The organism is Sphingopyxis flava (assembly GCF_900168005.1).
GTDB classification, from domain to species: Bacteria; Pseudomonadota; Alphaproteobacteria; order Sphingomonadales; family Sphingomonadaceae; genus Sphingopyxis; species Sphingopyxis flava.
The window spans coordinates 58,106-81,373 of sequence record NZ_FUYP01000015.1 but is presented as its reverse complement, the minus strand read 5'-3'; the positions used below and the strand labels follow the sequence as shown (position 1 = coordinate 81,373).

General features: G+C 63.2%; 25 protein-coding genes. 16 read left to right on the top strand and 9 right to left on the bottom strand.

All coding sequences use genetic code 11. From position 1 onward, the window contains the following. Positions 1 to 6: 6 nt before the first annotated feature. The 3 genes from B5X69_RS13185 to ectA are packed head-to-tail and all read right to left on the bottom strand — an operon-like array spanning position 7 to position 2,236. On the bottom strand, positions 7 to 408 hold the full coding sequence (locus B5X69_RS13185; protein ID WP_079639171.1) for an ectoine synthase: 402 nt from the start codon (positions 406 to 408) through the stop codon (positions 7 to 9). 16 nt (positions 409 to 424) lie between these two features. Then, a complete protein-coding gene (ectB, locus tag B5X69_RS13180) occupies positions 425 to 1,729 on the bottom strand; it encodes a diaminobutyrate--2-oxoglutarate transaminase (protein WP_079639170.1) in 1,305 nt (434 codons plus the stop codon). Positions 1,730 to 1,732: 3 nt separating this feature from the next. Next, the gene (ectA, locus tag B5X69_RS13175) at positions 1,733 to 2,236 is read right to left on the bottom strand and encodes a diaminobutyrate acetyltransferase (RefSeq protein ID WP_079639193.1); all 504 of its coding nucleotides are present in this window, start codon (positions 2,234 to 2,236) and stop codon (positions 1,733 to 1,735) included. 267 nt (positions 2,237 to 2,503) lie between these two features. On the opposite strand from ectA, the gene B5X69_RS13170 reads away from it, so the two are divergent. The 4 genes from B5X69_RS13170 (at position 2,504) to B5X69_RS13155 (ending at position 5,438) form a co-directional block, all read left to right on the top strand. Then, on the top strand, positions 2,504 to 2,983 hold the full coding sequence (locus B5X69_RS13170; RefSeq protein WP_079639192.1) for a MarR family winged helix-turn-helix transcriptional regulator: 480 nt from the start codon (positions 2,504 to 2,506) through the stop codon (positions 2,981 to 2,983). A 568-nt stretch (positions 2,984 to 3,551) separates the two neighbouring features. After that, positions 3,552 to 3,854, top strand: coding sequence for a hypothetical protein (locus B5X69_RS13165; protein WP_079639169.1), 303 nt, complete (start codon positions 3,552 to 3,554; stop codon positions 3,852 to 3,854). A 157-nt stretch (positions 3,855 to 4,011) separates the two neighbouring features. Then, the gene (locus tag B5X69_RS22265; protein ID WP_281250935.1) at positions 4,012 to 4,143 is read left to right on the top strand and encodes a hypothetical protein; all 132 of its coding nucleotides are present in this window, start codon (positions 4,012 to 4,014) and stop codon (positions 4,141 to 4,143) included. Between the two features lie 776 nt (positions 4,144 to 4,919). Beyond that, positions 4,920 to 5,438: a GNAT family N-acetyltransferase gene (locus B5X69_RS13155; RefSeq protein ID WP_079639167.1), complete on the top strand. Its 519-nt coding sequence runs from the start codon at positions 4,920 to 4,922 to the stop codon at positions 5,436 to 5,438. A gap of 4 nt (positions 5,439 to 5,442) precedes the next feature. Here the strand turns inward: B5X69_RS13155 and B5X69_RS13150 are convergent, their stop codons facing one another. The 4 genes from B5X69_RS13150 to B5X69_RS13135 form a co-directional block, all read right to left on the bottom strand. Then, a complete protein-coding gene (locus B5X69_RS13150) occupies positions 5,443 to 6,192 on the bottom strand; it encodes an alpha/beta fold hydrolase (RefSeq protein ID WP_079639166.1) in 750 nt (249 codons plus the stop codon). A 111-nt stretch (positions 6,193 to 6,303) separates the two neighbouring features. Next, the gene (locus B5X69_RS13145; RefSeq protein ID WP_079639165.1) at positions 6,304 to 7,485 is read right to left on the bottom strand and encodes a PQQ-dependent sugar dehydrogenase; all 1,182 of its coding nucleotides are present in this window, start codon (positions 7,483 to 7,485) and stop codon (positions 6,304 to 6,306) included. Between the two features lie 161 nt (positions 7,486 to 7,646). After that, positions 7,647 to 8,288, bottom strand: coding sequence for a sigma-70 family RNA polymerase sigma factor (locus tag B5X69_RS13140; protein WP_079639164.1), 642 nt, complete (start codon positions 8,286 to 8,288; stop codon positions 7,647 to 7,649). Next, a complete protein-coding gene (locus B5X69_RS13135) occupies positions 8,285 to 8,512 on the bottom strand; it encodes a NepR family anti-sigma factor (protein ID WP_139375785.1) in 228 nt (75 codons plus the stop codon). The genes B5X69_RS13140 and B5X69_RS13135 overlap by 4 nt, the downstream gene beginning before the upstream one ends. 253 nt (positions 8,513 to 8,765) lie before the next feature. Between B5X69_RS13135 and B5X69_RS13130 the strand changes: the two genes are divergently transcribed. Then, positions 8,766 to 9,383, top strand: coding sequence for a sigma-70 family RNA polymerase sigma factor (locus B5X69_RS13130; RefSeq protein WP_425441514.1), 618 nt, complete (start codon positions 8,766 to 8,768; stop codon positions 9,381 to 9,383). Between the two features lie 12 nt (positions 9,384 to 9,395). On the opposite strand, the gene B5X69_RS13125 is transcribed toward B5X69_RS13130, so the two are convergent. Further along, positions 9,396 to 10,037: a TetR/AcrR family transcriptional regulator gene (locus tag B5X69_RS13125; RefSeq protein ID WP_139375784.1), complete on the bottom strand. Its 642-nt coding sequence runs from the start codon at positions 10,035 to 10,037 to the stop codon at positions 9,396 to 9,398. A gap of 92 nt (positions 10,038 to 10,129) precedes the next feature. Between B5X69_RS13125 and B5X69_RS13120 the strand changes: the two genes are divergently transcribed. Next, positions 10,130 to 10,615 carry a DinB family protein gene (locus B5X69_RS13120; RefSeq protein ID WP_079639161.1) on the top strand — a complete coding sequence of 162 codons (486 nt, stop codon included), beginning with the start codon at positions 10,130 to 10,132 and terminating at the stop codon, positions 10,613 to 10,615. Between the two features lie 9 nt (positions 10,616 to 10,624). Here the strand turns inward: B5X69_RS13120 and B5X69_RS13115 are convergent, their stop codons facing one another. Then, positions 10,625 to 11,416, bottom strand: a complete 792-nt coding sequence (locus B5X69_RS13115) for a response regulator (protein WP_079639160.1) — start codon at positions 11,414 to 11,416, stop codon at positions 10,625 to 10,627. A 205-nt stretch (positions 11,417 to 11,621) separates the two neighbouring features. Between B5X69_RS13115 and B5X69_RS13110 the strand changes: the two genes are divergently transcribed. From B5X69_RS13110 to purU, 10 genes are all read left to right on the top strand, one after another. Next, positions 11,622 to 13,160: a GAF domain-containing protein gene (locus B5X69_RS13110; protein ID WP_079639159.1), complete on the top strand. Its 1,539-nt coding sequence runs from the start codon at positions 11,622 to 11,624 to the stop codon at positions 13,158 to 13,160. A 56-nt stretch (positions 13,161 to 13,216) separates the two neighbouring features. Next, on the top strand, positions 13,217 to 14,467 hold the full coding sequence (locus B5X69_RS13105; RefSeq protein WP_079639158.1) for a putative DNA modification/repair radical SAM protein: 1,251 nt from the start codon (positions 13,217 to 13,219) through the stop codon (positions 14,465 to 14,467). Further along, positions 14,464 to 15,888, top strand: coding sequence for a UdgX family uracil-DNA binding protein (locus B5X69_RS13100; protein ID WP_079639157.1), 1,425 nt, complete (start codon positions 14,464 to 14,466; stop codon positions 15,886 to 15,888). Before B5X69_RS13105 ends, B5X69_RS13100 begins: the two co-directional genes overlap by 4 nt. Next, positions 15,888 to 16,901 carry a ligase-associated DNA damage response exonuclease gene (locus B5X69_RS13095; protein ID WP_079639156.1) on the top strand — a complete coding sequence of 338 codons (1,014 nt, stop codon included), beginning with the start codon at positions 15,888 to 15,890 and terminating at the stop codon, positions 16,899 to 16,901. Before B5X69_RS13100 ends, B5X69_RS13095 begins: the two co-directional genes overlap by 1 nt. Further along, the gene (locus B5X69_RS13090; protein WP_079639155.1) at positions 16,898 to 18,481 is read left to right on the top strand and encodes a cisplatin damage response ATP-dependent DNA ligase; all 1,584 of its coding nucleotides are present in this window, start codon (positions 16,898 to 16,900) and stop codon (positions 18,479 to 18,481) included. Before B5X69_RS13095 ends, B5X69_RS13090 begins: the two co-directional genes overlap by 4 nt. Positions 18,482 to 18,582: 101 nt before the next feature. Further along, positions 18,583 to 19,200: a superoxide dismutase gene (locus B5X69_RS13085; RefSeq protein ID WP_079639154.1), complete on the top strand. Its 618-nt coding sequence runs from the start codon at positions 18,583 to 18,585 to the stop codon at positions 19,198 to 19,200. Between the two features lie 236 nt (positions 19,201 to 19,436). Beyond that, entirely contained in the window at positions 19,437 to 20,816 is a 1,380-nt protein-coding gene (locus B5X69_RS13080; RefSeq protein WP_079639153.1) for an L-serine ammonia-lyase, read from the top strand. 25 nt (positions 20,817 to 20,841) lie between these two features. Further along, entirely contained in the window at positions 20,842 to 21,954 is a 1,113-nt protein-coding gene (locus B5X69_RS13075) for an S-(hydroxymethyl)glutathione dehydrogenase/class III alcohol dehydrogenase (RefSeq protein ID WP_079639152.1), read from the top strand. 12 nt (positions 21,955 to 21,966) lie between these two features. After that, the gene (locus tag B5X69_RS13070) at positions 21,967 to 22,353 is read left to right on the top strand and encodes a VOC family protein (RefSeq protein WP_079639151.1); all 387 of its coding nucleotides are present in this window, start codon (positions 21,967 to 21,969) and stop codon (positions 22,351 to 22,353) included. 1 nt (position 22,354) lies between these two features. Continuing rightward, positions 22,355 to 23,227, top strand: a complete 873-nt coding sequence (gene purU, locus B5X69_RS13065; RefSeq protein WP_079639150.1) for a formyltetrahydrofolate deformylase — start codon at positions 22,355 to 22,357, stop codon at positions 23,225 to 23,227. Positions 23,228 to 23,268: the final 41 nt, after the last annotated feature.

The window sequence follows — 23,268 nt, the reverse complement described above, 5'->3', positions numbered from 1 at the left end:
TGGTGATCAGTCAGCGGGAACAAGGTCAGCGTCAGCCGGATAGGCGCCGTCTTCGTCATGCACCTCCTTGCCAGTCACGGGCGGGTTGAAGGCGCAGGCGGTCAAGATATCCGTCTCGGGCCGCACGATGTGCCGGTCGTGGTCGTTGAGCGCATATAGGACGCCGGGCTCGAGCCGGTGGATTTCGCCGGTGGCCAGATCTTCGATCGTGCCGCTGCCTTTGAGAATGAAAACGGCCTCGAGATGGTTCTGATAGTGCATCTTGAGTTCGCTGCCGGCGAACATGGTAGTGATGTGGAAGGAAAAGCCCATTCCATCGTCCTTGAGCAGCATGCGGGCGCTCGCCCAGCCGTCGGAGCGGACGTTGCGGTCAGACTTGCGAATGTCATTGAGGTTGCGGACGATCATGTGATTTTCTCCTGCTTCATTCGGCGGCGACAGCGTAATTATTTTCCGCCGCCTCGCGGATCTTGGTTTCGAGGATGTCGAGGCCGATGCCGAGAACGGCATCGTCAATGACAAGCGGCGCGAGCACCTTGATAACCTCGTCATGCGCACCGCTGGTCTCGATGATGAGGCCCGCGTCGAAGCAGGCGGCTGTAACAGTCGCGGCAAGCTCGCCCGAGCCGAGGTTGATCCCGCGCATCATACCGCGGCCGCGCGCCTCGAAACCATGTTCGGCAGCGATACGAAGAAGCCGCGATTCGAGCAGCTGGCTACGCCGCTCAATGTCGCGATGAAATTCCTCCGTGCTCCAGAAATGGCGTAGCGCCGCGGTCGCGGTCACGAAGGCGTGGTTGTTCCCGCGAAACGTCCCGTTGTGCTCGCCTGGCGACCATTGGTCGAGTTCAGGGCGCAGCAAGGTCAGCGCAAAGGGCAGTCCCATGCCCGACAGCGACTTGGCGAGCGTCACGATGTCGGGGATGAAGCCCATCGCCTCGAAGCTGAAAAAGCCGCCTGTGCGGCCGCAGCCAGCCTGGATGTCATCGACGATAAGCAGCGCGCCGTGGGATTTCGCGATATCGGCAATCCGGCGGAGCCATTCGGGCGAAGCGGCATTGAGACCGCCTTCGCCTTGCACCGTCTCGACAAGGATGGCAGCGGGCGCGTCGAGCCCGCTCGACGGATCGGCAAGTCGTTGTTCCAGAAGGTCGGCGGTGTCGACGTCAGGGCCATAATAGCCGTCATAAGGCTCGTGCGCGACGTGGCTGAGCGGCACGCCCGCGCCCCCGCGCTTGGCCGCGTTGCCGGTGCAGGCGAGCGCGCCGAGCGTCATACCGTGGAAACCGTTGGTGAAGGCAATCACCAACTCGCGGCCCGTAATCTTGCGCGCGAGCTTGATCGCGGCCTCGACCGCATTGGTGCCCGTGGGTCCGGTGAACATCGCCCGGTAATCGAGCCCGCGCGGCGTCAGAATCAGATCTTCGAAAGCCGTGAGAAAGCCTTGCTTGGCGCCGGTGTGAAGGTCGAGCCCGTGCGCGATTCCGTCCGCGGAAATATAGTCGAGCAAGGCCTGCTTCAAAATCGGATGATTGTGCCCATAGTTGAGCGTTGAGCAGCCCGACAGAAAGTCGAGATACCGGCCGCCCTGATCGTCATGCATCCAGACGCCTTCGGCGCGGCCGAACTGGCGCGGCATCGAGCGGGCATAGCTTCTGACTGCGGATTCGCGGCGATCATAGATGGCCGTGTCCGGAACTGTGCCGGACGGTTCAGGTGACATGGTCATGGTTCAACCCCGTTTTTCGTGAATAGTCTGGCGATCGATGGGCCCGATGCGGGCCAGAAACTCGGTGGCGTGGGCCCCGGCGAAATGTGTTTCGCGCTCGAAAAACGCCTTCCGCTCAAGGGGGGCTCGCCAATCTCTGGCAAGCCCGCGAAACAGACGCCATGACGCCTCATTGTCATCGGTTATCGTGGTGATCAGATGAGTCGTATCCCGCTGCTCCGGCCTTGCAAGCAGGGCGGAGATCATGCGGCGGGCAATCTGCTTTCCGCGCCCCTCTGCCGAGACGGCGACCTGCCAGACAAAAAAAGCGTCAGGATCCGAAGGGGGGCGATAGCCTGAGACCCAGCCGACGATGCGGCCCGCCTTTTCAGCGACAATGCAATTGCCGGCGAAATGCGCGCATTGCAGAAGGTTGCAATAGCGGCTGTTGCGATCAAGCGGCGGGCAGGCCGCGATCAACGCAGTTATGGCTGGTCCGTCCGCGGCTTGCGGCTTGCGTAGCTGGATTTCATCCGCAGCGGGTGGTGGTTCATCCCGATCTTTCCCTGGAGGCAATGACTCTGCGTCTTTTTGCCGAACAAATATCTTTCATCTCCTGAAATGATTTTCTGGTGACCCAAAGATAGGTGGATCATGATTCGAAGGAAAATATAGGGATTTCATTGCTGATCTCAACCCGGGGCGGGAAATTAATCTTTCAAGAAGTGAAATAGAATGGCGCGCCCTTGATCCTTAAGCGCTTTGCGGGGGCGGGCTGGGGCGCTACAAATGCGCATGGATTCGGAGATAGCGAGCGCGACATTGAAGGCCCTGCGGCGCGTCCTGCGCGCGGCTGAAGGCGGCACGCGGCGCCTTGCCTCGGCGACGGGGCTCACGCCTTCGCAATTGCTGGTTCTGCGCGAGATTGATGGTGGGGAAGAGGTCACCCCCGGTGCGGTCGCGCAGCGCCTGCAATTCAGCCACGCGACAATTACCGCAATTGTGGACCGGCTTGTAGCCTTGCGCCTTGTGACGCGCGCGCGCAGCGATCGGGACAAGCGGCGCATGCTCCTCGAGGCGACGCCCGAGGGCCGGCGCCGCCTCGCGGAGGCCCCCGATATGTTGCAGGAAATATTCAGCGCCCGCTTTTCGGCGCTTCCCGCGTGGGAGCAAGCGATGGTCCTCGCTGGCACAGAGCGGCTGGCGGACATATTGGGCGCAGCCGACATGGACGCAGCGCCCTTGATCGATGCGGGCCCAATTGATCGAGCCTGAATTCGAGTTTCTGCGCCAGCGAGCAGGCGCTCCACCCCATGTTTGGGCGAGGGCCGCGGCCGGGACCTGCAGCGAGTTCATCTCATGGGGGCGCTTTCCTATTTTGGAAAAGCTCGGCGCCGCTTCCGGCGCGGGTAGAAAAACAGAATTTCTAAGAAAACATCTATTTTGATTTTTCTAGATTTATAGTCTGGATATCTCGATGCTCTCTAATGAGAAGTAACTAAAATTCGACTTTATCAAGAAATTTTTGAATATTTTTCTCGTTAAAATTAAACTTCCCTGTCACTCGTTGCCCAAAGCTAGCGGGCCGCTTGAATATTTCTGCAGAACCCTTATCTACAGGGCCGTCATGAGTGTCAGATCTCCTTTCTGGACCAGCGGACGCATGCTGATTGGCGTCTAGCCGGACGCGGGCCCGCCAGGCTGCGTCCGGTGCATGGCATCTCGTGATGGGTCGCCGGCAGGATCTCCGCGCCCCTTTCTCCTGATGCGAGGCAAATTTTCCCACCCGGACGGGCGCTTCTCCGTCCGGTCCTCTTTGCTGGACAATGGAGCTATGAAAACAATGGCGACCCGAACCCGCCCCCCTATCCCCGGCGCGTGCCGGAAGACGCAGGAAGCCGAGCGCCTGCTTGCCCGCTATCCGCAGCTCGACGCATTCGAACTCGCACGGCTTGTCGCGATTTTCCCCGACCTGCCGTTGATCGACAAGGCCGTGATGACGGCTGACGAGGCGCTGTCGGACAAGCTTGCGGCATTCTACCGCGACCACGGCGACAGGCTCAGCGTATCGAGCGGACTTCTGTCGCTCTTGCTTGTTCTTCCCGTCGCTGCAGCTGGGGCGGCGCTCTGGTGGCTGATCGGCTGATCGCTGGGCGGTTGACCCCTTGCTTTCCTGTGCACCTATCACCCTGAAAGAAACTGCTATGTCTATTCATTTTGCTTCCTTCAAGCGCGACGGCGCCCTGGAGGACAGTCCAGTCGCCCCATTGCCTTCCCAAAGCCCGAGGCGTGGCCCGGCCGCGATGCCCCGACTGGGAATTTTCGACGAGGATCGTATCGCAAGGACTGGCGAAGATATCTCACTGCTTCTGCTGCTCATTCCGGTCGCCCTGCTCGCCCTCGTTTCTTTCGGAGCCATGCTGACCCCGCTCTGATTCCTGGTCGCTGCTCGCCAAAGGGACCGCGCTCCGCCTGCCTCCGAGGTCTCGCGGGTCGGGGCGCCGATGACCGTCGGTGACGGCGGATTTGAGTGAGAACATGCCCCGCCGTGCGCACGCGCGGCGGGCCATTGTCTTCAAACCTTTCGTCGGAATCGGCGAGCGAGTGCGGGATTGGGCGCGCTAACAGCGCGGAAAAAGCCGCTTTTGGAGGACCGTACATCGGCCGCGCCGAAAATCTGGTGGCGGGGTATCCTTTCGGAGCACGCGCGCTGCGTCGTGCCGGCACGTCAGAGGGAATGAAGACCGTGCCTTGCCCGCCAAGGCCAATATGCCATTTCCCTCCTTTTAATCAAGTCTTGAAAAAGGAAAAATCTTTCATCACAACTGGACTTTATGTTCTTCGGCCCTGTGAAACAGTAATGCGGTTTGTTATGATTTTCGGGTTATTTTTTCTCGCGGCGTTTTGAGGAAGGAAAGGGAGAGGATTGAGCTCGCGCAGCGACAGCGCGCGACTTGCTCCTCACCGTCCTTCAGCCAGAAATTGTCCTGCCTCCCGGTTTTGGTCGGCGTTGATCGCCACCGTGAAAGCTGTTAGAGCCGCTGCGATGACCAACGACCGATCCCTTCGTTTCAAGGCGTATTGGCGCTCCTTTACCTAGGAGCGGCATGGCATCATCCTGTGACCATCGCCGCCGTGTTCGGACAGGCGATTGGTCAGCATCAAGCGATCCTCCTCCATCACGGCGCGCGTTTTGAGAAGAAGACGCGACATGACCGATACCTTGCTTGCCCTGTCGACCGAGCGCTGCCGCATCGCGCCGCTTATCGCCGATGATGCCCGCGCACTTGCAGCGATCATCGATGAGACGGTGACATCGCAGATCGATTTCCTGTGCGAACCCTTCACCGAAAGCGATGCGCGCGCGCTGATCGCGGGGTCGGGCGGCGGCGATGTCTTTCACGCCGTCCGCAGCGTCGATGGGGCCGCGCTCGACGGCGTGATCGGCGTCCATCGCCGCGCCGGAGGCCACTATGAAATCGGATATTGGTTCGCGGCGCGCTCGCGCGGACGCGGCCTTGCGACCGAAGCGGTGCGCGCAGTGATCGACGCGCTCGCGGCGTCGCGGCCCGGTTGCTCGATCGTGGCCGAATGCCGCCCCGACAATGCGCGCTCGCGCGCGCTGCTGCGCCGCGTTGGCTTCGTGTCGACGGGCCTCGGGGGGCGGCGGCGGGGGCGGATGCTGCTTGCGTGGCGCGCCGCGCCGCTCGACCGAATCGACGTATGCTGAGCGGTCAGGCGCGTGCGCTGGCTTCTTCGGTGAGGGCGCTGACAATCGCCGCCACCGAGGCGGGGGCAAAAGCGAAGCCCATATGGCTGCAGCCCACTTCCACCTGCCGGTCGCTTTCGCTCGGCAGACCGCGCGCGCTCGCCGGCGCGACGACGCCGTCGCGCGCCGACCATAGGGCGAAGGTCGGCATGGCGGGGCGCGCTGCGGGGTGGAAGTCAACGGGCGGACGCTCGACAGGATGCCCCGCAACAGCATGATAGAGGCGCCATGCGCGGTTGGCGCGGCGGCTCCCCGAAAAGGGCGATCCGAGCGTCACGACGCGCGCAACCTTGCCCGGATGATGTTTGGCATATTCGCGCGCGTAAATGCCGCCCAGGCTCCAGCCGACGAGCGCGGGCGCGCGCCCTGTCCGGGCGATGATCCAATCGACGCGGCCGTCGATGCGTTCGATGAGGTCGGCCGTCGCGCCGCGGTTGAAACCAAGGCCCCAGGCGTAGCAGCGAAACCCCGCACGGCGAAGGTCGGCGCGCAGCGTCCTGGTGGCCCAGTCGCCCGACAGAAAGCCGGGCAGCACCATCACGGGTGGATGAGGGCTATCGGGATTGGGGATATGGCCAAGGCGCCAGACCCGGCCGCAGAGCGCGCGCAGCAGCCCGCCAGCTTCGCCCCAGAGAAGGGCGAGGGGCGGGAGGGCGTCGGCGCCTGGCAGAGAGCCGGTTTTTCGGGAGCCGAGAGAGAGGAAGGCGCGGGTCATCGGCAATCCGTTCGTATTTCCCGCAGACGCGGGCGATTTTCCATCCTTGCCCGATACCAAGGTGGGGAAAGCGAGTGCCCTGATCAAGCCCCCTGAACGAAGGCGCAAGGGCTAGCTCTTGGGAATAAGCTTGAGCAGCTTTCCGTCCTTTCCGTCGGTCAGCAGCCAAACCGATCCATCTTCATTTACCTCGACCTCGCGGATGCGGGTGCCGAAGTCCCAGCGGTCGGATTTATGGAGCTTGTCGCCATCGATGGCCATGCGGATCAGTCCCTCCCCTGAGAGCGCCCCCATCAGGAGGCTGTTCTTCCAACCCGGATAGAGGTCGCCTCCGTACCAGGCGAGCCCGCCTGGCGAGATCGAGGGATTCCACCAGAGTTTCGGAGCGCTGAACTCGGGGCGGGTCGGATGATCGGGGATGTCCCGGCCGTCATAATGGTCCCCGTTCGATACGATCGGATAGCCGTAATTGGCGCCGCGCTCGACCAGATTGACCTCGTCGCCGCCCTTCGGGCCCATTTCCTGCTGCCAAAGCCGTCCCGCTCCGTCGAAGGCGATGCCGAGGAGATTGCGGTGACCGAGCGACCAGATTTGCGCCGTTACGCCGCCGCCCCCCTTCGCGGCGTCGGCGAAGGGATTGTCGGCGGGCGTGCTGCCGTCGGGCTGAAGCCGCACAATCTTGCCGAGATTCTTGTCCATATCCTGGGCGGGGTCGAATTTTTGCCGCTCTCCCGACGTAATGAAGAGATATTGGCCATCGGGCGAAAAGGCGAGGCGATGCGAAAAATGGCCGCGGCCAGGAACCTTTGGATCCTGCCTCCAGATGATTTCGAGCCCTTCGATCCGCGGCTTATCCCCATCTACCAGCTTTGCCTTGCCGACGACGGCGCCAAAGCTGCCGCGCGCACCCGCCTCCACCCAGCTTAGATAAATTGTGCCGCTTTCGGCGAAATCGGGGCTCAGGATGACGTCGCCGAAGCCGCCCTGGCCGCCATAGGCGACCTGCGGCACACCCGCGACGTCACGCGCTGCGCCGCCTGCTTGCCAGAGTTTGAGCTTGCCTGCCCGCTCGGTCACAAGCGCGCGCGTCCCGCCGGGAAGGAAAGTCATGGCCCAGGGTTCTGCAAAGCGCGCAACCTCCTGCACCGTGAACGGCGCGCCCGCGAGCGGCGCCGCGGGCTGAGCGCCCGATGTGTCGAGCGACGTATCGGAGGCGGCACTGGACTGGCTGCCGCCCGAACAGGCCGCGATCACGAAGGCGGCCGAAAAGGCGAGGGGTCTGAATCTCTTCATGGGAAGGCTCGCTAGGCTATTGAAGGAGGCAATTTTGCCGCGGGTGCGGCACGATGTCGAGCCTTGCCGACCCTCGCCGCGCCGGCTCGCTGAAGGTGACGGGCGAGACGTCACGCGAGTTTCATCCGGGTCGCGTCGGCGTGCTCGAGGGCGGGTCGCTTTCAGCGCCGCGCGTCGCGGCGCGCCGCGATCGCCTCGACGCTGTCCATGATGGCGTCGATGGCCTCGCTGGCAGGCGGCGATTCGGCGCGCTTTTGCGAAAACTGGCCGCGTGCCATAATCTCTTCGAGCGCAGCGCGCGCGCGCGAAACACGGCTTTTCATCGTGCCGAGCGCGCAGCCGCAGATCGCGGCCGCTTCCTCGTACGACATACCGCCTGCGCCAACGAGGATCAGCGCCTCGCGCTGGTCCTGCGGCAACTCCATCAGTCCCCGCTGGAGGTCTGCCATTTCCCCTGAATCTTCCTGCGCTGCGGGGGTGGACAGGGTGCGTTCGACGGTGCTTTCATCATATTCGCCGCGAAACTTGTTACGGCGCATTTGCGACAAAAAGGTGTTGCGCAGGATGACGAAGGTCCACGCCTTTATCGACGTTCCGCGTTCGAAGCGATCGCGCGACGCCCACGCCTTGACCATGGTGTCCTGTGTCAAATCGTCGGCGAGATCGGGATTGCCGGACAGGCTTCGCCCATAGGCGCGAAGATGCGGAATCACGTCGGCAAGTAGCGCCTTGAACTCGGTGTCCGACAGCGGGCTGTCATCGGGCGCGTCTTGGGAATGCTGCACAGCATTTCGACGGGTCATTCGGGACGTTTCTGGTCGAGCCGGGACAAAAGATCGAGCATGCGGTCGGGCAGCTCCTCCGCGACAATCGTTCCGTAAATCATGCGCAGTTTTGCGCTGACCGGCTCGGGCGATTGCCGTCCGGTCAGCACCCGATGCCATTCGTCACCGCCCGTGCCGGGGAAGGGACTGCGCGGCCAGCGCGAACCATCTGCCATCGCCGGCGGAGCGCCGTGGCCGTTCATCCTCTTTTCGCCGTGGGTTGCCATGAGCGAGCAACGACAGAAGCGCCCTTGGAGTTCCCCCAGCCCCCGAATTTTCGTGGCAAAGCGTTGCAGCGAAGCCACAGTTGGCTGCCCGCGCGCCACGGCAGCGCAGAGGTCACGCTGCTGGACAAAGTCATTGTTGGGCTTTGCAACGCCTGCAGCACCGGCTAAGCCATCCCCAGATGACAAGTTTCTTTACAGCGCCGCGGATGCATCCTGCAGGATGCCGGCCATGACGAGCGACGCCCCCTCCCAACCCCTGGACGACGCCAGCTTCAAGCGCGAACTTGCTGCGATGCTGCCGCATCTGCGCGCTTTCGGTCGCAGCCTGACGGGCAACGCCGATCTCGCTGACGATCTGGTGCAGGAGACGATGCTGAAGGCGTGGAAGGCGCGCGCGCAATATATTCCGGGGCCGGCAAGCATGAAAAGCTGGGCCTTCGTGATTTTGCGCAACTGCTTTTTGTCGCAGATGCGGCGCAAGAAGTTCACAGCGGAATATGATGAACTCGCGGCCGAGAAAATGTTGGTCGCACCCGACGATCAGGACGACAGCCTGCATCTTGCCGACGTCCAGCGGGCACTGCTCATGCTGCCGGTCGACCAGCGCGAGGCGCTGGTCTTGATCGGCGCGGGGGGCCTCAGCTACGAAGAGGGTGCTGCAATCTGTGGCTGCGCGATCGGCACCATGAAGAGCCGCGTTTCACGCGCGCGCGCCGCGCTCCAGGACATATTGGAAGGCGGCGAGATGCCGCTGCGGAGCGAGGATGAACTGCCCGCGAGCGATGCTTTCGCCGCCATCATGGACAAGGTGGACGATCTGACGGCGAATGGCCCGGCGGGGGAATAGCGCCCCTGGTCGTTACGATCCGCCGCGAACGCCAAGATAGGCTGCAATCATTCGGGATGTCTCAGCGACGAGACGTTGCCGCGCCTCTCCCGAGAGGATCTTAGGGCGGTGGATCACCGCGCTATGCGTGAGGGCCTCGATCGAGGTGACGCAGATAAAGGCGGCAAGATCCAGGTCGGTCACGACCAGCGCGTCGCGGTGATCCTCAAGATAGGCACGGAATAGGTTCAGAGCCTCGCGGTGGAAAAGCTCAACTCCCTCGAGCTCGCCTGTGCGCGGCGTCTGTTCGGCCAGAACGCGATGCAACGCAGGATGGACCCTGTGCGCCTCGATCGCGGCGGCGACCAGGCAGTCGATACCAACTCCGATCGGTTCGCGTTCGGCCTCTGCCATAGCTTGGCGAACGACCTGCATCAGATCGTGGTTATGGCGTTCGATGACCGCGGCCACGAGGGCCTCCTTGCCGGGGAAATATTGATAAAGCGAGCCGATACTCACGCCGGCTTCCTCGGCGATACGATTCGTGCTCGCTCGGTCAAAGCCCTCGCGCACCAGAATGCGAGCGGTCGCCTCGACGAGCGCCGCCACCGTCGCGCGCGAGCGGGCCTGAGCAGCCTTCTTTCGTGCGCGCGTCGAGCGCTTCTGACCCAGCATGTGCGTGCCTTTGCCGATGCGAGTAGTTATTGTGAGCAATTACTCATATTCTGGCAATCCCAAATAGGCCGCGAGGGAATGAGGAGCGTCAGATGGTCAACTTGCCTTTTATGCAGCTCGTCGATGTCAAACGCTGGGCGGACAGGGAATTGCTTGAGGCAATCGAGCAGAGCCGTGATGCCCTCAGCGAGCAGGACATGGATATTCTTCATCGTCTTCTCGACCATATCCACGCGGTTGACCGCATCTTTCAGCACCATCTCGAAGGCAAGGCGCATACATATCGTGCTCCGCAAACCGAAACGCTCCCGGGCTTGTGCGCATTGAAGAGCTCGATCAGCGAGGGGGATGACTGGTATGCGGCCTATGTCGAGGCGCTACCCTTCGAGGCCTTCGACGAAGCGGTCGATTTTACCTTCACCAGCGGCAGGCCAGCGCGGATGAGCCGCGGGCAGATCATTCTGCATGTGTGCCTTCACGGAACCTATCACCGCGGCAACGCCGGCGCGCTCCTACAGCTCCGGGGCCTTAGTCCGGGGCGCGACAGCGTCGCAGACTATTTGCAGGCAGCCGCCTGATGGTGCGTCTCAGGCCGCCAGTTCGGGGGTGAAGAGCAGGCTCTGGCTAATGGCGGCACGGACCGTATTTTCGCGGAAGGGCTTGGAAATAAGGAAGGTGGGCTCGACGCGATTGCCGCTGAGCAGTCGTTCGGGAAAAGCGGTAATGAAGATCGCGGGCACGGGTGCGCGCGCCAATATGTCCTGCACAGCGTCGATCCCCGAGGATCCGTCGGCGAGCTGCACGTCGGCGAGAATGAGGCCGGCATCGGTGTCCTCGAACGCCGCGACCGCGTCGTCGTGCGTTGTCGCGATCCCCGCCACCTCATGTCCAAGGTCGCGGACGATCTGCTCGAGCTCCATCGCGATCAGCGGCTCATCCTCGATGATGAGCACCGAGGTCCTGCTCTCGCGATCGAGGTCGTCGACCGCCTCGGTCAGCAGGGCTTCGACGGTTTCCGTATCAGTGCCAGTGATCATGGCCGCTTCTTCGGTCGAGAACCCCTCGAGCGCAGTCAGCAGCAAAATCTGGCGGGCAAGTGGCGTGATACGGGCGAGGCGCCGGTTGGCGGCGCGGATGAGCGGGTCTTCGTCATCCGAGCCTTCGCCATCGGACAGGAACACCGTTTCCCAGATGCGGTGAAATGCCCGGTAAAGAGCCGTGCGCGCGTCGGGGATGGGTTCGAATTCTTCAGGCGCAGCAACAATCACCTCCAGCAGCGTATGGACGAAATTGTCGCCGTGCTGCTGGCTGCCCGTCAGCGCGCGCGCATAGCGGCGCAGAACCGGCAGGTGACCGCGAATTTCCTCTCCCAGTGTCATGTAAGGCCTCCCTTTGGTCCAATCGATACGCCGTCGAGCCCTGGGGAGTTCCGTCGACGTTCAAAAAAGCGCGCCCTGGCCCTGCAACTTGTGGCCGGCGGATGCGTAGACACTCCCGGGACGTTGATGCGGTCCACCGGGGAGGGTCGGCCGGCCGCTGATCAATCCTTAACAGGACGACGATGCTTTTGTAGGGACCGATTTCATGGCACAGCGGCCCCCGGAACAGAGCGGCGCCAAGGCGCCCGCAGGAGGCGAGGGGCATCCATTGGCGAAAGGTCGGGATGAGGGGACTTCACGGGATGAACGCTGGCGGCTGCAGACGCTTCGCGAATATCGCATCATGGGAAGCAGCTCCGAGGTGGCTTTTGACCGAGTGACGAAGCTGGTCGCCGACCTGTTCGACGCGCCGATCGCTCTCGTTTCCTTTGTTGACGATCGCCTGCAATGGTTCAAATCGGCGCAAGGGCTCGACCTCACCGAACTGCCGCGCGACGTCGGCTTTTGTCACCATGTCATAAAGGGCGGCGCGCCGCTCCTTGTCGCTGACACGTCGCAAGACCCGCGTTTTCGAGACAATCCGCTCGTTACGGGCGAGGCCGCAATCCGCTTCTATGCCGGGGTACCGCTGAGCGCCCACAATGGCGCGGTGCTCGGCGCGCTCAGCGTCATGGACCGCAAGGCCCGGGGGCCGCTTGACCCGCGCGAGGTCGAGCGGCTTGAGGATTTCGCAGCCATTATCATGGCGGAGGCGGAATTGCGTCGCACGGCGGTCGAGCGCGATGAGGCGCGCCACATCCTTGAACGCGCGCTCGATTATTCGAGCATCGCGATCTGGCAGCTCCATGTGAACGACGGCGCGGTGCGCTGGCGCGGCGCGGTTGGCGAATTATGGGGCGCTGATTATGAAATCGCTCTTGCATCGCTCGACGGCGTCTTGAAACGCGTCCACCCCGACGACCGATCGCTGGTTCGCACGGCCCTCGACGAGGCCATCGGCAATGGCACCCCCTATGCCAGCGAATTTCGCGTCGTTCACCCCGAGCGCGGTGTGCGCTGGCTCGCGGGCCGCGCCGATTGGGACGTGCGGCGCGACGAGGCCATCCTGACGGGCATCAACGTCGACATCACCGAACAGAAGAGCCGGCAGGAGAATGCCAATCTTCTGATGCGCGAGCTCCATCACAGGATGCGAAATCTTTTTGCCACTGTTGGCGCGATCATCTCGCTGACCCGGCATTCGGCGCGTGACGTCGATGACTATGTCGAGCGGATCAGCAGCCGGCTCGATGCGCTCAACCGAGCGCAGAATGTTCTGCTCGGCGCCAATTTCATGACCGGGTCGATGCATGCCTTGATGCGCGAAGTCGAGGCGGCTTTCCCCGGGGTGCGCTGGTCGGGCCCGGACCTGCTGCTTCCCGAAAATTCGCTGGTCGCGATGGCGCTCCTCCTCAATGAACTTGCGACAAATGCGGCCAAGCATGGCGCGCTGTCGGCCGAAGGCGGCCGGGTTGAGGTGCGCTGGGCCAATGACTCGGTCGAAGGGGATGATCGGCAATTCCGGATGACGTGGAAAGAGAGTGGCGCTCCTGCGGAGGTTTCCGCGCCTGACCGCACGGGCTTTGGCACGCTACTCATCGAACGCAGCGTTCGAAACAATCTGAGCGGAACGATCGAGCGGCGGTGGGACCCCGCCGGGCTGATTGTCGACATCGCGCTGCCGGCGCGCTGGCGCGAAGCATAGCCGACTTAACCCAGAACTATTTGTTCCCTATACGTTCCCATGCTAGGCATGGGCGCATGTCCGCAAAGCCGATTCTCGAAAAGCTGGCCATATTGGCCGATGCCGCAAAATATGACGCCTCGTGCGCCTCGTCGGGGACGGTGAAACGCGACTCGACCGGAACAAGGGGCATCGGGTCAACCGAAGGCATGGGGATTTGCCATAGCTACGCACCCGACGGGCGGTGTATCTCGCTGCTCAAGATACTGCTCACCAACTTTTGCGTTTACGACTGCCGCTTTTGCATCAATCGCGCGTCAAGCAACGTCGAGCGCGCGCGCTTCAGCCCTGCAGAAGTGGTTCGCCTGACGCTCGATTTTTACAAGCGCAACTATATCGAGGGGCTCTTCCTTTCGTCGGGCATTATTCGTTCGGAAGATTATACGATGGAGCAGCTCGTCGAGGTGGCACGCCTGCTGCGCGAAGAGCATCGCTTTCAGGGCTATATTCATCTCAAGACGATCGCGGGGGCCGATCCGGGACTGGTGGCGCTGGCGGGGATTTATGCCGACCGCCTCTCGACCAACGTCGAACTCCCCACCGAAGCCGGGTTGACGAGCTTTGCGCCGGAAAAGAGGCCCGAGACGATCCGCAAGACAATGGCGTCGGTGCGCGTCGGCGAATCCGGGGCGATCGAGGCGGCAAAAGGCCGGCTCATCGGCAAGGCAAGGCCCCCGCGCTTTGCCCCGGCGGGACAATCGACCCAGATGATCGTCGGCGCCGATGCCGCACGCGATGATGACATTCTCAAGACCGCGACCAATCTCTATTCAGCATATCAGCTCCGCCGCGTCTATTATTCGGCGTACAGTCCGATCCCCGACGCAAGCAGCGACCTGCCACCGCTGCGCCCGCCGCTGATGCGCGAGCACCGTCTGTATCAGGCCGACTGGCTGCTGCGTTTCTACGGGTTCGAGCGGACCGAGATCCTGGAGGGCGCCAAGGACGGTATGCTCGACCTTGCGATCGACCCCAAGCTCGCCTGGGCGCTCCAGCGGCGCGAGATATTTCCCGTCGACATCAACCGCGCGCCGCGCGAGCTCTTGCTGCGCGTGCCGGGACTTGGAACACGCGCTGTCGATCGCATTGTCGCGGCCCGGCGGCTGGGGCGGCTCCGGCTGGGCGACCTCGCCCGATTTACCGCATCGGTGAAGAAGCTGCTTCCCTTCATCGTCACTCCCGACTGGCGGCCGGGTTCGCTGACCGACAGCGCCGAACTTCGCGCGCGCTTTGCGCCGCCGGCTGAACAATTGGCACTCGCGCTATGAAAGATGTGCAGCTTGAAAAACCGGGAGACTTTGACGCGTGGCGAAGTGCGGCGCGCCGCTTGCTTGCGGGCGGGGTCGCGCCCGAGGAGGTGGGCTGGCGCGTCGGCTCCGCGGGTGCATCGCTGTTCGGCGAGGGGAGCCTTCCCCGGTCGGGAGCGCCCGTGAACCTGCCGCGCGAGCTGATCGAGGTGGCCGAGCGGGTAATCTGCCACAGGGATGCCGATGTGCCTGCGCGCCTCTACCGGATCATCTGGCGCGCAGCGCACGACAAGCAGTTACTCGCGCGGGGGGCCGACCCCGATATCGATTGGCTGCGCAAGGCCGACAAGGCGATCCGCCGCGATGTCCACAAGATGCATGCCTTCGTGCGCTTCCGCCGCCTCGGCGAGGAGGCGGGGCGTGAGTGTTTCGTGGCATGGTTCGAGCCATCGCACAGGATCATCCCCTTGGCCGCTCCCTTTTTCCAGCGGCGCTTTTTTGGGATGGACTGGGCGATCGTGACGCCCGATGCTCGTGCGATCTGGCGGAATGAGACACTGACCTATGGTCCCGGCGGGAGCAGGGATGAAGTGCCCGACACCGACGTCGTCGAGGAACAATGGCGCACCTATTATGGCGCAATTTTCAATCCGGCGCGGGTGAAGATCAACGCGATGCGCGCCGAAATGCCCAAGAAATACTGGCGTAATCTGCCCGAGGCCGAGGATATAGCGGCCCTCGTTGCGGGTGCCGAGGCGCGGGCGGAACGCATGCGCGAAGCGGCCGTTTCATTGGCGAACCCCTTGACCGAGAAATGGCGGAAGCCTGTGCCCGAGGATGATGCCCCCGATGATGTAACGACGCTTGAGGCGCTCGCGCGCGCCGTTGACAGATGCAAGCGCTGCCCGCTTCATTGCAGCGCGACGCAGGGGGTTGCGGGCGAGGGCCCCAAAAGGGCGCGGATCATGCTTGTCGGCGAACAGCCGGGCGACCAGGAGGATCTGCAGGGTCGCCCCTTCGTGGGCCCAGCAGGACAATTGCTGGATGGAGCGCTCGCCGAAGCGGGGCTCGACCGGCGGCAGCTATATTTGACCAACGCGGTGAAGCATTTCAAATTCACACCCCGCGGCAAAAGGCGGTTGCACGAGAACCCCAGCGCGGGCGAGATCGACGCGTGCCGATGGTGGCTCGACAAGGAGCGCGCGCTGGTCAAGCCGGACCTGATCATAACCTTGGGCGCTAGCGCGCTGCGCGGCGTGACAGGCAAATCGCTAAGCATCAAGTCGATGCGCGGCACGGTACACCCACTCGAGAGCGGAGGTCAGCTGATCGCGACGATCCACCCCTCCTTCTTGCTGCGCATGCCCGACAAGCTACGCGCCGCTTCCGAGCGCGAGGCCTTTGTCGCCGACCTTGCCTGCGCACGGGACCTTGCGGCCTGATGGCCAAGGCCAAGACATGGCTCGAACCGCATCCCCACGGGCTTTACGTGCGTCCGGCCGACCTTTGGATCGATCCTGCGCGCCCCGTGGAGCGAGCCGCGGTGACGCATGGTCATGCCGACCACGCACGTAGCGGTCATCATGCGGTGTTCGCAACGCCCGAGACGCTTGCGATCATGGCGCTGCGTTACGGCGTCGATATCGCAGCACACCATAATCACGCCGTAGCCTACGGCGAGGGGTTCGAGCGCGGCGGAGTGCGGTTCAGTTTTCATCCGGCGGGGCATGTCCTTGGCAGCGCGCAAATCCTGATGGAATATCAGGGCGAGCGGATCGTCGTCACCGGTGACTACAAGCGCCGCGCGGACCCCACTTGTGCACCCTTTGAAACCGTTGCCTGCGATATTTTTATAACAGAGGCGACTTTTGGCCTTCCTGTGTTCCGCCACCCGCCGACCGAAGGCGAAATCGCCAAGCTGCTCGCCGCGGTGCGCGCCGAGCCCCACCGCTGTGTGCTTGTTGGTGCCTATGCGCTCGGCAAGGCGCAGCGGGTGATCGCCGAGCTGCGTGCTGCGGGGTGGCATGCGCCCATCTTCATTCACGGTGCGCTTGAACGCATGTGCGCTCTTTATTCCGATCATGGCGTTCCTCTGGGTGAACTGCGGCTTGTCAGCGAAAGCGCCAAGGATGCGATGGCGGGCCAGATTATTCTTGCGCCGCCCTCGGCGCTGAACGACCGTTGGTCACGGCGGCTCCCTGACCCGGTCACCGCCATGGCCTCGGGCTGGATGCGTGTACGCCAGCGCGCACGGCAGCGGATGGTCGAATTGCCGCTCGTCATTTCCGACCATGCCGACTGGGACGAACTCACCGCCACGATCGCCGAGGTGGACCCGCAGGAAAGCTGGATTACCCACGGCAGCGAGGAAGGTTTGCTGCGCTGGTGCGAGCTCACCCAGCGCAAGGCCCGGGCGCTCCACTTGATCGGCCGTGATCTGGAGGAAGAGGCGTGAAGCGCTTCGCGGCTCTCATCGATCGGCTTGTCTACACGCGCTCGCGCAACAGCAAACTGGCGCTGATCGTCGACTATCTTCGGCATACACCCGATCCCGATCGCGGCTGGGCGCTCGCGGCATTGACTGGCGCGCTGGATTTTCCCGCGGTCAAGGCGGGAACGGTGCGCGCCCTGCTCGGCGCCCGGGTCGACGAGGAATTGTTCCGCCTGTCGCGACATTTCGTTGGCGATACCGCTGAGACGGCGGCGCTGCTTTGGCCCGATGCGCCGCTCGGGAAAGAGGCTGAGGAACTGTCCGTCGCGCAGGCCGTCGATGCGTTGTCGAGCGCGACACGAGGTGACGCCCCGGCCATTCTCGCCTCGCTGCTCGACCGTCTTGACGGCGACGGCCGCTATGCCCTTCTCAAGCTTGCGCTCGGCGGCATGCGTGTCGGCGTCTCGGCGCGCCTTGCGAAACAGGCCTTTGCACAGGCTTTCGATGTCTCCATCGACGATGTCGAGGAACTGTGGCACGCGATCCCGCCTCCCTATGCGCCGCTCTTTGCCTGGGGCGAGGGCAAGGCGCCGCGCCCGGATCTTACCGATGTCGCCTTCTTCCGCCCCTTCATGCTCGCCCATCCGCTCGAGGGCGAGAGCATCGACCTTTCCGATTTTGCGGCCGAATGGAAATGGGACGGGATCCGCGTCCAGCTCGTCCACGGCGGCGGCGAGACACGAATTTACAGCCGTGGCGGCGAGGAGATCGGCGCGGCTTTTCCCGAACTGCTTGCTGTTTTCGACCAGGACGCGGTGATCGACGGCGAATTGCTGGTCCGCGGCGAGGCGCAGGGCGGGGCCGAGGGCGGCGCGGCAAGCTTCAACGCGCTCCAGCAGCGGCTCGGGCGCAAGACAGTGGCAAGAAAGATGCTCGCCGACTTTCCGGCCTTCGTGCGCGTCTATGACCTGCTTGCCGTCGACGGATCCGACCTGCGCGCCCTGCCGTGGCACGAGCGGCGGCGCCAGCTAGAGGGCTTCGTCCCGCGCCTTGCGGCGAGCCATTTCGACCTGTCGCCCGTGATCGCGGCGGCGCATTTCGACGAACTTGCGACCTTGCGCGCTGGCGCGCGCGACGCCGCGATCGAGGGGGTGATGCTCAAGCGCCGCGACGCGCCCTATGTCGCGGGTCGCCGCGCCGGGCTCTGGTACAAATGGAAGCGCGACCCGCTCGTTGCCGATTGCGTCATGATGTATGCGCAGCGCGGCAACGGTCGCCGCGCAAGCTTCTATTCGGATTATACCTTTGGCTGCTGGACTGACGCTGGCGAATTGTTGCCGGTGGGCAAGGCCTATTCGGGCTTCACCGACGATGAGCTCAAATGGCTCGACAAATTCGTCCGCGATCACACGATTGGCCGCTTCGGCCCGGTGCGCGAGGTCGAAAAGACGCTGGTACTCGAAGTTGCGTTCGATTCGATTCACGCCTCGAAGCGGCACAAGTCGGGCCTCGCCATGCGCTTTCCGCGCATTTCGCGCATCCGCCGCGACAAGCCAGCCGAAGAGGCCGATCGTATTGCGACATTGCGTGCAATGGCGACGTGATTCTTGAAGGCGGGGAAAGAAAAATTGCCTGCCCAGGGGCTTGCAACCGCCGGAGGAAGGGTCGAATTAGAGGCCATCTGCAAAAGAAAACGGAGACTGTCATGACGATCGCTTTCCCGCCGCTGCCCTACGCCCAGGACGCGCTGGCGCCCCATATTTCGGCCGACACGCTCGCGACGCACCATGGCAAGCATCACAAAACCTATGTCGACAAGGTCAATGCCGCGATCGAGGGCACCGAACTTGCGGACAAGAGCCTTGAGGAAATCATTCATCACGCCGAAGGGTCGGGCAACAAGGGGCTCTTCAACAACAGCGCTCAATCCTGGAACCACGCTTTCTATTGGAATAGCCTGTCGCCCGCGCGGACCGCACCCTCGGGTGACCTCGCCGCTGCGATCGACCGCGACTTCGGTTCGCTTGATGAACTGAAGAAGAAGCTGAAGGACACCGCGATCAACCATTTCGCATCGGGCTGGGCGTGGCTCGTCTCGCGCGACGGCGCGCTGTCGGTCACCGACACCCATGACGCGGGCACCGAGCTGACCGCGGGTATCACTCCGCTGCTCGTCATCGACGTGTGGGAACATGCCTATTATATCGACCGCAAGAATGTCCGCCCCGATTATGTGAATGCTGTGGTCGACGAGCTTCTGAACTGGGATTTCGCGGCCGAGAATCTCGCCCGCGGCGGCAGCTGGACCTATCCGGCCGCCTGATCCGGAAAAAGCTCCCCCGCATTAGGGGAGGCAGCGAGACGGGCGACCTTGTCGCGCGTTCGCGAGGAAGGGGTGCGGTCGGGGGCTTTGGGCCACGCCGCACCCTCACCCCTTCAGCGCCGTTCGGCTGCTATGCATGAAGGCTTGTCTGATCCTTTGCCGGCGCGGCCGACGCGGCGCCCGGGTTCCTCGCGCGTGTCTATCTTGCTGATGGCGCTTCGCCTATAGGCGCTCCTATGACGATCAGCCTCTTTGACCTCTTCAAGATCGGTGTCGGTCCCTCAAGCTCGCACACCGTGGGGCCGATGGTGGCGGCGCGCCGCTTTGCCATCTGGCTTGAGGAACAAGACTTGCTGGCGAGCACCGCGCATGTCGAGGCCGACCTTTATGGCTCGCTCGCGCTGACGGGAAAGGGGCACGCAGCCGATACCGCTCTGGTCGCGGGGCTCGCGGGCGAAATCCCTGCCTCGACAAGCCTCGCTGCGATCGAGGCGCATTGGGCCCGCGCGGCGGGGGAAGGCGCTCTTGACCTGCTGGGTCGCCACCCCGTCCGCTTCGAGCCAGCGCGCGACCTCCATTTTCAGATGAAGCAGCGCCAGCCCTTCCACAGCAACGCGCTCAGCTTCACCGCGCGCGACGGCGAAAGCGAGATTCTGGTAAGGCGCATGTATTTCTCGGTCGGGGGCGGCTTCGTCGTCGACGAGGATGAAGCAGGCCGAAACAGCCGCGGCGGCGAAAATGAGGTCGAACAACCCTTCGCTTTCACCTCGGGGGCTGATCTCATCGAAATGGGTGCGGCATCAGGCAAGAGCTTTGCCGAGATGATGCGCGCGAACGAACTCGTCTTGCGAAGCCATGAAGAGGTTGACGCCGGGCTCGACAGCATCGCTGCGGCGATGGACGCCTCGATCGATGCAGGGTGCTCGAGCACCGGCACGCTGCCGGGCGGCCTAAAGGTCAAGCGACGCGCGCCGCAGATTGCCGCAGATATTCGCGAACGGCAGGAGGCGAACCTCTCTGATCCGATGGCAATGATGGACTGGATTAACCTGTGGGCGATGGCGGTGAATGAGGAGAATGCCGCGGGCGGCCGCGTCGTCACTGCACCGACGAACGGTGCGGCCGGGATCATCCCCGCGGTGATCCGTTATTATCGCCGCAGTTATCGCGGCGACGCTGCGGGTGTGCGTACCTTCCTCCTCACCGCCGGTGCAATTGGCGCTCTTTACAAGCGAAACGCGAGCATCTCGGGCGCCGAGGTGGGCTGTCAGGGCGAAGTCGGGGTCGCCTGCTCGATGGCGGCGGCGGGGCTGACCGCAGCTTTGGGCGGCACCAATGCGCAGGTCGAGAATGCGGCTGAAATCGGTATGGAGCACAACCTTGGTCTCACCTGCGATCCGATTGGCGGCCTCGTCCAGATCCCTTGCATCGAACGCAACGCAATGGGCGCAATCAAGGCGATCGATGCGAGCCGCATCGCAATGATCGGCGACGGCACCCACGTCGTCAGCCTCGACACGGTGATCGCGACGATGCTGCAAACCGGCCGCGACATGCGCGACAAATATAAGGAAACGTCAAAGGGGGGGCTTGCGGTCAGCGTTGTGGAGTGCTGATAGCCAGCAAAAAGGAGACCGGCTGATGAAGACCCGCGCTGCTGTTGCGTTCGAAGCGAAAAAGCCCCTTGAAATCGTTGAGCTTGACCTTGAAGGTCCGAAGGCGGGCGAGGTGCTGGTCGAGATCATGGCGACGGGCATCTGCCATACCGACGCCTATACGCTGGACGGCTTCGACAGCGAGGGCATTTTCCCGAGCATATTGGGGCACGAGGGGGCCGGGATCGTGCGCGAGGTCGGCGCGGGCGTGACCAGCGTGAAGCCGGGCGACCATGTGATCCCGCTCTACACCCCCGAGTGCCGCCAGTGCAAAAGCTGCCTTTCGGGCAAGACTAACCTTTGCACCGCGATCCGCGCCACGCAGGGCAAGGGGCTGATGCCCGACGGAACCTCGCGCTTCAGCTATAAGGGGCAGACCCTCTATCATTATATGGGCTGCTCGACCTTCTCCAACTTTACCGTGCTCCCCGAAATCGCGGTGGCGAAGATCCGCGAGGACGCGCCATTTCAGACGAGCTGCTACATCGGCTGCGGCGTCACCACCGGCGTCGGCGCGGTCGTCAACACGGCGAAGGTGCAGGCGGGCGAGAATGTCGTGGTCTTCGGACTCGGCGGCATCGGCCTCAACGTGATCCAGGGCGCCAAGATGGTCGGCGCAAACAAGATCATCGGCATCGACATCAACGCAAGCCGCGAGGAATGGGGCCGCAAGTTCGGCATGACCCACTTTGTCAATTCGAAGGGACTGTCGCGTGACGAGACGGTCGCCAAGATTCTCGAGATCACCGACGGCGGCGCCGATTATAGCTTCGATGCGACAGGCAATACCGAGGTGATGCGCACTGCGCTCGAATGCTGTCATCGCGGCTGGGGCGAGAGCATCATCATCGGTGTAGCCGAGGCGGGCAAGGAAATCAGCACCCGTCCGTTCCAGCTCGTGACCGGCCGGGTGTGGAAGGGCACCGCCTTCGGCGGCGCCAAGGGGCGCACAGACGTTCCGAAGATTGTCGACTGGTACATGAACGGCAAAATCGCGATCGACCCGATGATTACCCACGTCCTGACGCTCGAGGAGATCAACAAGGGCTTCGATCTGATGCACGCGGGGACAAGCATCCGCAGCGTCGTCGTCTACTAAAGGACCAAGGTCATGTTCAGCCATGTGACGCTGGGGTCGAACGACATCGCCGCGAGCAAGGCCTTCTACGACGCAGCGCTTGGAACGCTCGGCGTGCCCGAAGGGAAGATCGATGAGCGTGGACGCCTGATATACACACATGACGGTGGGCGCCTGCTCATCACGAAGCCGGTCAATGGCGAGGCCGCAGCGTGCGGCAACGGGCATACACTCGGGCTGCTCGCCGCGTCACCCGACATGGTGGAAGCGTGGCACGCTGCGGGACTGGCGAACGGCGGAACGACCGCCGAAGATCCGCCAGGCATTCGTCACGCAACCGAGGGCCGTGTGCTCTACCTTGCTTATTTGCGCGACCCGGCGGGCAACAAGCTTTGCGCCTTCCACAAGATGTCTGGCTGATATGAGCGAAGACGCTGCCGCGCGCTACATCCTGACGCTGGCGTGCGAGGACAAGATCGGAATCGTCGCCGCAGTGACAGGGCTGCTCGCCGAGCGCGACGGCTTCATTCTCGATAGCCAGCAATATGCCGATCTCGATTCGGGGCGCTTTTTCATGCGCGTCGAGTTCCGCGGCGCCGGACCGCGCTTTCCGCAAGGACTGGCGGCGGTGCAAGCGGCGTTTGCGCCGATCATCGCACGCTTTGAAATGGATGCGCGGATTATCGACCGCGCGGCGAAACCGCGCTTCGTCATCGCGGTGTCGCAGGGCAGCCATTGTCTCAACGACCTGCTGCACCGCTGGTCGACCGGCAATCTCGCGATTGACATTGTCGGCGTCGTGTCGAACCATGAGACGCTGCGCCGCCTCACCGAGTGGCACGGCGTTCCCTTTCACCATTTGCCGGTGAGCGACGCCAACCGCGCCGAACAGGAGGCCGCGATGCTGCGCGTCATGGCCGAGGGCGAGGCGGAATATCTGGTGCTCGCACGCTATATGCAGGTCCTCTCGAGCGATCTGTCGGATCGTCTCGCGGGGCGCTGCATCAATATTCACCACAGCTTCCTTCCCGGATTCAAGGGCGCCAAACCCTATCACCGCGCGCACGAACGCGGGGTGAAGCTGATCGGCGCTACCGCCCATTTCGTCACCGGCGATCTCGACGAGGGGCCGATCATCGAGCAGGCGGTCGAACGCGTCGACCATCGCCAGTCGGCCGACGACCTCATTCGTACCGGCCGCGATATCGAAGCGCAGGTGCTGGCACGCGCGGTGCGCTGGGTCGCTGAGCAGCGGGTGCTGATCGACGGACGCAAGACTATCGTCTTCCGCTAGCCGCGGCCTGGCGCCAGGGGGATTCTTCAATTTCGGTGAAC